Below are 1,332 nucleotides of genomic sequence, written 5' to 3'. Positions count from 1 at the left end.
TTACCACTTTCCGCTCCCAGCTTGCCCCATGGAGCTAACCGGACTCGAACCGGTGACCTTCTCAATGCCATTGAGACGCGCTACCAACTGCGCCATAGCCCCCTGTAGGAAAATATAATAGCAGATCGGGGGGATTTTAGACTTTCTTCCAGTAGTAATTCCTACCTGCCTCTTATAATCAGCGGTGGGAATGGAGAGGAAATCATGCTACCCCAACGGACGAAGATTGTGGCCACGATCGGACCTGCTAGCAACAAACCCGAGACCATCGAGGAACTGATCAAGGCCGGCTTATCTGTCGCTAGATTAAATTTTTCCCACGGTTCCTATGATGATCATGCCCAGATTGTCGCTAGCTTCCGCCGTATCTCCCAAGCACTGGATGTGCCTATTGCCCTCCTACAAGACCTGCAAGGTCCAAAGATCCGTGTGGGGGTGTTGCCAGACCCCATTCCCCTAGCCATTCGGGAAACGGTGGAATTGATTCCCCTGCCAGAGTGGCGACAGGAGCCAAACACTATTCCCATTGATTATCCTCTGCTGGCAAAAGAGGCGCAAGCTGGTAATCGTGTCCTCCTAGACGATGGGCTGATGGAACTGGTGGTACTTGCCACCAAGGATTCTGCCACTGTCTGTGAAGTTGTACGGGGGGGCATGCTCAGAAGCCGTAAGAGTGTGAATTTGCCCGATATTGACCTCAGCTTGCCCTCCATGACTCCCAAAGACCTGCAGGACTTGGAATTTGGCTTAGCGCAGGGTGTGGATTGGGTGTCTTTGAGTTTTGTGCGCAAAGCCGAAGATATTGCTGCCCTGAAACAGCGAATTAAAGACCTAGGCTACGATGTGCCTGTGATTGCCAAGATTGAGAAGCCCCAAGCGATGCACCACCTCGACGAAATCATCCACATTGCCGATGGGATTATGGTGGCTAGGGGTGACCTAGGCGTAGAACTCAGCCCGGAAAAAGTGCCCCTAGCGCAAAAGGAAATTATCAAAAAATGCAATCGCCATGCTATTCCAGTAATTACGGCGACGCAAATGCTAGAAAGTATGATTGAAAACGCGCGTCCTACCCGCGCCGAAGCAAGTGATGTTGCCAATGCTATCCTCGACGGTACTGATGCCATTATGCTCTCAGGGGAATCAGCGGTAGGTAAATACCCAGTGCAGGCAGTGGAAATGATGGTGAAAATTGCCCGTGAGATTGAAGCTGTCTATCACCCTGTCAATGACCCGCCAGAAACTAATGATGCTCCCCATGCCATCAGTGAGGCGATTCACACGATCGAAGAAATTCTCTCTTTACGGGCTATTGTCCTGTGTAGTATTACG

The 1,332-nt window shown here is 51.0% G+C and carries 1 protein-coding gene and 1 tRNA gene; one reads left to right on the top strand and one right to left on the bottom strand.

Annotated features, from left to right (window positions below; all coding sequences use genetic code 11):
* Positions 1 to 29: 29 nt before the first annotated feature.
* Positions 30 to 102 (bottom strand) — tRNA-Ala (locus NZ772_19070).
* A gap of 102 nt (positions 103 to 204) precedes the next feature.
* On the opposite strand from NZ772_19070, the gene pyk reads away from it, so the two are divergent.
* Positions 205 to 1,332 (top strand): pyruvate kinase (gene pyk, locus NZ772_19065; GenBank protein MCS6815659.1); only part of this gene is annotated, 1,128 nt, incomplete at its 3' end.

The sequence above is a fragment of the Cyanobacteriota bacterium genome (genome assembly GCA_025054735.1).
GTDB lineage: Bacteria > Cyanobacteriota > Cyanobacteriia > SKYG9 > SKYG9 > SKYG9.
This window is presented reverse-complemented; position numbering and strand designations above follow the sequence as displayed.